This window comes from Streptomyces africanus, from assembly GCF_002150735.1.
In the GTDB taxonomy this organism is placed as follows: Bacteria; Actinomycetota; Actinomycetes; order Streptomycetales; family Streptomycetaceae; genus Streptomyces; species Streptomyces africanus.
The window spans coordinates 1-588 of sequence record NZ_MUKA01000711.1; the positions used below are offsets into that span (position 1 = coordinate 1).

The following is a 588-nucleotide window of genomic DNA, read 5'->3' on the forward strand; positions in this document are numbered from 1 at the left end:
GCCGCCGGGGTGGACGCCGACCGCGAGGTCGTGCACGATCCCGACCGGCATGCCGGCCTCGCGCCCGGCGCGCTGAGCGGCGGTCAGCTGGGTGTCGGTGAGCCAGGCGAGCCGGGACCAGAAGTCCACCCGGTCCATCAGGCCGTTGCGGGCCCGGACGGTCTCGGCCGAGCGCGGGTCGCGCAGGCCGGTCGGCCAGCGGTGCCAGTCCGAGCCGTGCAACTCGGCGAGCGCGCACCAGGTGGCGTAATCCTCCAGGGCCTGGCCCTGCTCGGCGAGGAAGTCGCAGTAGGCGGCGCGTCTGCCGGGGCCGAGCGGCACCTCGCACAGCAGCTCGAGCGCCTCACGCTTGAGCTCCCACACGGCGTCCCGGTCGATCAGGGCGCCCTTGTCCAGCACGGCTTCGCGCAGCCGGCCGGATCGCTCCAGCAGCGCGCGCAGCCGCTCGCGGTCCTCGACGTAGGCGCATTCGGGGACGTCTTCGATGCGCAGGTGCACCGGGTCGGGGAAGCGGCGTGAGGAGGGGCGGTACGGGGAGGGGTCGGTGGGGGCGCCGGGCACGGCCGCGTGCAGCGGGTTGACCTGGAC

At 75.2% G+C, this 588-nt stretch carries 1 protein-coding gene; it reads right to left on the minus strand.

The window, feature by feature from the left end; genetic code table 11:
* The coding region (locus CCL05_RS43600) for a 4-alpha-glucanotransferase (protein WP_143590086.1) at nt 1-588 on the minus strand (588 nt) is incomplete at both ends.